We start from the raw sequence: 6,534 nt of genomic DNA on the forward strand, positions 1-6,534 counted from the left end.
AAATAGTTTGTGAGATTAGGAAAGAATATTTAATTTTGCACCTCGTTTTGAAATAAGAATTAAAACAGTCAGGAAATGTCAAGAGTATGTGAGTTAACGGGCAAGAGAGCAATGGTTGGAAACAACGTATCTCACGCTTTGAATAGAACGAAAAGAAAATTCAAAGTAAATTTGGTAAAAAAACGTTTTTATTTACCAGCTGAAGATAAATGGGTAACGTTAAAAGTTTCTACCAGAGCTTTGAAGAACATCAATAAAAAAGGTGTTGAAGCTGTGATTGCAGAGGCTAGAGCTAATGGTTATTTAAAAAAATAATAAGAGATGGCAAAGAGTAAAGGAAATAGAATACAGGTTATTTTAGAATGTACTGAGCACAAAGCTTCAGGACAGCCTGGGACTTCTCGTTATATTACAACGAAGAATAAGAAGAATACTCCTGATAGATTGGAAGTTAAAAAATTCAATCCTATCTTGAAGAAAATGACAGTTCATAAAGAAATTAAATAATTTAAAGATTTTCACTTTAGGTGAATTGATCTAATAAACATTGAGTCATGGCAAAGAAATCAGTAGCATCGTTACAAACAGGGTCAAAGAGATTGACCAAAGCTATTAAAATGGTAAGATCTGAAAAATCAGGGGCTTATACATTTGTTGAGAGCATTATGGATCCAGGTAAGGTTAATGATTTCTTGAGCAAGAAATAAACCTTATTCATTATCATATACTTAAAGCTACTTTCTTTTGGAAGGTAGCTTTTTTGCATTTTAAGCCTGACGATAGTCCCCTTATTTTTAGTTAACTTTGTCATCGCTAAAAAAAACAAAACAATTAGTCATTCATTATGAGTTTGTTCAAAAATTTATTTTCCAAGGAGAAAAAGGAGACCCTAGATAAAGGATTAGAAAAATCTAAAACTTCTTTCTTCAATAAGCTATCGAAGGCGGTAGCTGGTAAATCTACAGTAGATGACGACGTTCTTGATAATCTTGAGGAGGTTTTGGTCTCTTCTGATGTTGGTGTAGATACAACCTTAAAGATTATTGAACAGATTGAAGAACGAGTTTCAAAGGATAAGTATTTTGGAACCGATGAATTAAATCAGATCTTAAGAGAAGAAATCGCTGCCTTATTGGCTAAGACGAATACGGGGAATGATACTGAATTCGGAATTCCTGCGGATAGCAATAAACCATATGTGATCATGATTGTAGGCGTGAATGGAGTGGGTAAGACCACGACCATTGGAAAGCTTGCTTCTCAGTTTAAGAAACAGGGTCTTAAAGTGGTTTTGGGTGCTGCAGATACTTTTAGAGCAGCAGCTATTGATCAATTGCAGGTGTGGGCAGATCGCGTAGACGTGCCAATGGTGAGACAAGAAATGGGGAGTGATCCTGCATCCGTGGCCTTTGATACACTTCAATCTGCCGTGACTCAAGATGCAGATGTTGTGATTATAGATACTGCCGGGCGTTTGCATAATAAGGTGAATCTCATGAATGAATTGACTAAGATCAAAAGAGTCATGCAGAAAGTATCCGATAACAAACCTGATGAAGTATTGTTGGTTCTTGATGGGTCGACAGGTCAAAATGCCTTCGAGCAGGCAAAGCAATTTACCAAAGCAACGGAAGTAACATCCTTAGCGGTAACCAAACTTGACGGAACCGCCAAAGGAGGTGTTGTTATTGGGATCTCAGATCAGTTCCAGATTCCGGTAAAATATATTGGTGTAGGAGAAGGTATTGACGATCTTCAGGTATTCAATAAGGTCGAGTTTGTAGATTCGTTTTTTAAATAGGAAATCGCTAGAGCATAAAGCGAATCCTTCTGATCATGGTATTAAAAGGGTGAAATGTATTATGAGAATTGAAAATTGATTGACCCTTAGATCTTAGATTATGAGAACAAAAACTTCAAAAAAGAATAAAATTAATGTCGTTACTCTGGGCTGTTCCAAAAATGTATATGACAGCGAGGTCTTGATGGGGCAATTGAAAGCCAATCAAAAAGATGTAGTTCACGAAGATGAAAATGATGATGGTAATATCGTCGTGATCAATACCTGTGGTTTTATTGGTAAAGCCAAGGAAGAATCAGTGAATACGATTTTACATTATGTAGATAAGAAAGAGGCAGGAACTGTTGATAAAGTATTCGTCACAGGCTGTTTGAGTGAGCGATACAAGCCCGATCTTGAAAAGGAAATCGCTGATGTTGATCAGTATTTCGGTACCCATGATTTACCTAACTTATTAAAAGCGCTGGAAGCGGATTATAAACATGAGTTAGTAGGAGAGCGACTCACAACAACTCCCAAACACTACGCTTATTTAAAAATAGCAGAAGGTTGTGACAGGCCTTGTTCCTTTTGTGCGATACCTTTAATGCGTGGCGGGCATGTTTCCACTCCAATGGAGAGTTTGGTTACAGAGACTGAGAAATTAGCGGCTGAAGGGGTGAAGGAATTGATTCTAATCGCTCAGGATTTGACGTATTACGGTTTGGATTTGTATAAAAAAAGAGCTCTGGCTGACCTTTTAAGAAAGTTGGCGAAAGTGGAGGGAATTGAATGGATTCGTCTGCACTATGCCTTCCCAACGGGTTTCCCACTGGATGTACTCGATGTAATGAGAGAAGAGCCCAAGGTATGTAACTATTTAGATATTCCATTACAGCACATTAACTCAGAACTACTCAAATCCATGAGAAGGGGTACCAGTTCAGATAAAACCATAGACCTTATAAAGAAATTCCGAGAAAGAGTGCCTGATATGGCCATCAGAACAACCCTTATTGCTGGCTATCCTGGTGAAACCGAAGCACAATTTGAGGAGTTGAAGGAATTTGTAAAAAATACCAAGTTCGAAAGAATGGGTTCTTTTGCCTATTCACATGAGGAGAATACCCATGCTTATTTGCTGCAGGATGATGTGCCTGAAGAGATCAAAGAGCGTCGAGTGTCTGAATTAATGGAGATTCAGGGTCAGATTTCTTTTGATCTGAATCAGGAGAAGGTTGGAAAAACCTTTAAATGTATTTTTGATCGTAAAGAAGGAAATTACTTTATTGGCCGCACGGAATATGACAGTCCTGATGTAGATAATAATGTGATCGTAGATGCGCGTAAATACTACCTGCAAATCGGTCAGTTTATTGATATTACGATTTCGGAAGCTACTGATTTCGATCTTTATGGGGTTCCTGCGAAGTTGTCCTGATCTTCCTAATTCTTCTAATGCTAAATGAGGTTTTTGTAATTGCCAGTTTGCTATTTCGTCTTAAAACTTGGTTAAAAAAAATGGACCTTCTTTTTTAAGTTTAAAAAAGGTGTATTTTTACTAAAAACTTCAATTCATTGGGACAATCTAAGGCTACCATTAAATTTCAAGATACCGGTTATTTTTCTAAAATCATGTCAGACTACCTTGATCAAAATGGGCAGGTCAGTGATTTTTATGGTAATTTTCCGGATCTTGATGGGTTTGGCCGGCAAATAGAAGAAAAGTCAGCATCCTTTACTTCAGCATCAAGGCAGGTATTGCACAGCAGTTTACTTGATCAATCAAAGGGTCTCTCACTTTCTAAGCGCAGTAAGAAGCATATTGATTTGCTTCAGGAGGATACGACCTTTACCGTAACAACAGGCCATCAATTAAACCTGTTTACGGGTCCCTTGTATTTTTTATATAAAATTATTTCGACCATCAATCTGGCGACCCGGTTGAAAAAGAATTTTCCAGAAAAGAATTTTGTACCAGTCTATTGGATGGCAACAGAGGATCATGATTTTGAAGAAATTTGTTTTTTCAACTACAAGGGAACAAAAATTCAATGGAATAAACAGGTGTCGGGGGCAGTTGGCAGGGTTTTAACCGAGGATATACAGCCCGTGTATGATGTATTTGATAGCCTATTGAGTTCAAATAAAAATGCAGAGAAGCTAAGAGTGCTTTTTCGAAGGTCCTATTTGGAACATGATACCTTGACCGAAGCCACCAGATTTTTGGCAAATGAATTATTTGGTGACTATGGCCTTGTGATTATTGATGGCGATGATAAAGATCTGAAGCGACTTTTTGTACCCTATGTAAAAGAAGAGTTATTGTATCAAACGAGTTTCAAAGAAGTAACAAAAACCAATGAACGTCTGGGAGTTGCTTACCCAATTCAGGTAAATCCCCGAGAGATTAATTTGTTCTACCTGGATAATGCTCTAAGAGAGAGACTTGTGTTTGAAGAAGGGGTTTATAAAGTAAATAATACGAATCTCGTGTTTTCTCCATCCGAACTTTTGGAGCTGCTTCAAAAATCTCCGGAAAAATTTAGTCCAAATGTGTTGCTTCGTCCCTTATATCAGGAGGTGATTTTACCCAACTTATCCTATATTGGAGGAGGGGGTGAGATGGCTTATTGGATGCAACTCAAGGCTACTTTTACTGCTTTTGCTCTGCCTTTTCCAATTTTGCTTTTAAGGAATTCAGTACTATTGATCAACGAGAAGCAGCGTAAAAAAATGACAGCTCTGCATATCTCAGACCGTGATATTTTTAAAAAACAGCATGAATTGACCAAAATGAAAGTCAAGGATATTTCGGATCTGAACCTGGATTTTTCCGAGAAACGGAAGGCTTTGAAAGAGATGTTCGACGAATTAAGAGACTTGTCCGATCAAACCGATAAATCATTTACAGGAGCTGTTCTCGCTCAGGAGAAAAAACAACTGAATGGATTGGATCACCTGGAAAAAAGGTTATTACGAGCTCAAAAAAGAAAATACAAAGAACTGGTCAGCCGCATTACGATTTTACAAGATGAGCTTTTTCCAAAGCAAAGCCTGCAGGAACGCCAGGCTAATTTTTCTAGCTTTTATGAAATACATGGAAAGGAGCTGATCCCTGTTTTAATAGCAGCATTAGACCCCTTACAACTGGAATTTGATATCATAAGCCCGGAAGCTTAAAGTAATCCACAAATGAACAGCGCTTGTTTGTAAGCATCAGATCGGTATTCGTAGTTATAGGTTTCCAACTCTTCCGGGAGAATCCAGAGTAATTCATCAAACTCATCATCCTGAGGTGAAACATTTGCTTCCGGCCTGTGTTTTATTTTTACAATCGACAATTCTTGCCCCATGTATACAGGATGACAATCCGGCGGAAAAGGATATCTTACTTTTTCATCATATACCTGAAGTATGTAATCGTCGAATAATTGATAATCGAGTTCTTCCATTAATTCTCTTTCAATTCCCTGGAGCAGACTTTCCTTTGCTTCCAGACCACCTTGCGGAAATTTATAGCTTTTATCACGTGGAGAATAACCAATTAGAACCTTTGATTCCTCATTGACGATGACTGCCATAACTGCTTGTCGGTATATTTTTCCCATATCACTGCAAATTTAGCAAAAAAAAAAGATGACCCGCAAAGGTCATCTTTAACTTATAGTTTTTATGTTTTTTTAAGAAATCAATAAAAATGAAAACAACGTAGCGAACTTGCCTACTTTTAAATTGTCCAAATTAAAGAATCTATTTCTTCTGGGCATTTTAACTTCTGGCTTTTGAGTTTGATCTGCTACTAATTCAGAAACCTCTCCAATCAATTGGTAGGAAGCATTGATTAATTTCTCTTCTCTTGGAAGATAATCATTCTGAGGATACAGGATCAATAAGAAGTCATCATTGCTATCGGCAGATGTAAAACTTTCTTCTAGGGTAGACGCCTCTTTGTTCTGCATAAACTCAAGATAGATTTCTCTAAATACCGATATTTTACTTTTATCAATAATGGAAAAATTAACTGAATCTAACAGGGCATCTATTTTCTGACTAAATGAAAGTGCCGCTTGGTGGTTTCCAAGAAATTCAGAATTGATACTATCAGAAATATTTAATTTTTCTGACAGGTAATCCGTAATCGTACTCTCAACAAAAAGAGCAGACACAAAAAATTCATTTCTAACTTTTACCTCGCTTATCTCCATGGTTCAATCTTTTAAATATTTTGATATAAATGAATAGTACTTATTCAAGTATATGTATTTAACGTTATGTGAGGGGAGTTATTATGAGGGATAAATCAAATACTTTGCCAAAGCATTGCACTCAATCTTAAAACAAAGTTAAAAATTAATGTTTCTAATCCTAATTTAGTGGATAAAATTACCCGGAATTGTTGATAAAATTCATGGAATACCATGAATAAAAAAAGTCCTTTTGCATGACAAAAGGACTTTTTTATAAATTATAAAGTAAAAATTACTTTTTGAACTTCGCGTATTTGTTCTTGAATTTATCAATTCTACCAGCCGTATCAACTAATTTCATCTTACCAGTGTAATATGGATGAGAAGTACGAGAGATTTCCAATTTGATCAATGGGTATTCAATTCCTTCAACATCAATAGTCTCCTTTGAATTAGCAGTAGATTTTGTTAAAAAAACATCTCCGTTAGACATGTCTTTAAATGCTACCATTCTATAATTTTCTGGATGTATTCCTTTTCTCATCGTTAACTCATTTAAATTTT

Annotated in this window: 9 protein-coding genes; 6 read left to right on the plus strand and 3 right to left on the minus strand. The window is 36.4% G+C overall.

Annotation, left to right across the window (positions count from 1 at the left end):
• Nucleotides 1-75 precede the first annotated feature (75 nt).
• The 6 genes from rpmB to bshC all read left to right on the plus strand — a co-directional run bounded on the left by rpmB (nucleotide 76) and on the right by bshC (nucleotide 4,963).
• Nucleotides 76-315, plus strand: coding sequence for a 50S ribosomal protein L28 (rpmB, locus tag ACR2MV_RS00070; protein WP_434019820.1), 240 nt, complete (start codon nucleotides 76-78; stop codon nucleotides 313-315).
• Between the two features lie 6 nt (nucleotides 316-321).
• The gene (gene rpmG / locus ACR2MV_RS00075; RefSeq protein WP_434019821.1) at nucleotides 322-507 is read left to right on the plus strand and encodes a 50S ribosomal protein L33; all 186 of its coding nucleotides are present in this window, start codon (nucleotides 322-324) and stop codon (nucleotides 505-507) included.
• 47 nt (nucleotides 508-554) lie between these two features.
• Nucleotides 555-707: a DUF4295 domain-containing protein gene (locus ACR2MV_RS00080; RefSeq protein ID WP_434019822.1), complete on the plus strand. Its 153-nt coding sequence runs from the start codon at nucleotides 555-557 to the stop codon at nucleotides 705-707.
• A gap of 137 nt (nucleotides 708-844) precedes the next feature.
• Nucleotides 845-1,801, plus strand: a complete 957-nt coding sequence (gene ftsY / locus ACR2MV_RS00085; RefSeq protein WP_434019823.1) for a signal recognition particle-docking protein FtsY — start codon at nucleotides 845-847, stop codon at nucleotides 1,799-1,801.
• Nucleotides 1,802-1,901: 100 nt separating this feature from the next.
• On the plus strand, nucleotides 1,902-3,221 hold the full coding sequence (gene rimO / locus ACR2MV_RS00090; protein WP_434019824.1) for a 30S ribosomal protein S12 methylthiotransferase RimO: 1,320 nt from the start codon (nucleotides 1,902-1,904) through the stop codon (nucleotides 3,219-3,221).
• A 137-nt stretch (nucleotides 3,222-3,358) separates the two neighbouring features.
• Nucleotides 3,359-4,963 carry a bacillithiol biosynthesis cysteine-adding enzyme BshC gene (bshC, locus tag ACR2MV_RS00095; RefSeq protein WP_434019825.1) on the plus strand — a complete coding sequence of 535 codons (1,605 nt, stop codon included), beginning with the start codon at nucleotides 3,359-3,361 and terminating at the stop codon, nucleotides 4,961-4,963.
• Here the strand turns inward: bshC and ACR2MV_RS00100 are convergent.
• The 3 genes from ACR2MV_RS00100 to ACR2MV_RS00110 all read right to left on the minus strand — a co-directional run bounded on the left by ACR2MV_RS00100 (nucleotide 4,960) and on the right by ACR2MV_RS00110 (nucleotide 6,514).
• Nucleotides 4,960-5,391, minus strand: coding sequence for an NUDIX domain-containing protein (locus ACR2MV_RS00100; RefSeq protein WP_434019826.1), 432 nt, complete (start codon nucleotides 5,389-5,391; stop codon nucleotides 4,960-4,962). The genes bshC and ACR2MV_RS00100 overlap by 4 nt on opposite strands.
• Before the next feature lie 72 nt (nucleotides 5,392-5,463).
• Nucleotides 5,464-5,988, minus strand: a complete 525-nt coding sequence (locus ACR2MV_RS00105; RefSeq protein WP_434019827.1) for a hypothetical protein — start codon at nucleotides 5,986-5,988, stop codon at nucleotides 5,464-5,466.
• Between the two features lie 274 nt (nucleotides 5,989-6,262).
• The gene (locus tag ACR2MV_RS00110; protein ID WP_434019828.1) at nucleotides 6,263-6,514 is read right to left on the minus strand and encodes a type B 50S ribosomal protein L31; all 252 of its coding nucleotides are present in this window, start codon (nucleotides 6,512-6,514) and stop codon (nucleotides 6,263-6,265) included.
• Nucleotides 6,515-6,534: the final 20 nt, after the last annotated feature.

It is taken from the genome of Lutimonas sp. (assembly GCF_051011215.1).
GTDB lineage: Bacteria > Bacteroidota > Bacteroidia > Flavobacteriales > Flavobacteriaceae > Lutimonas.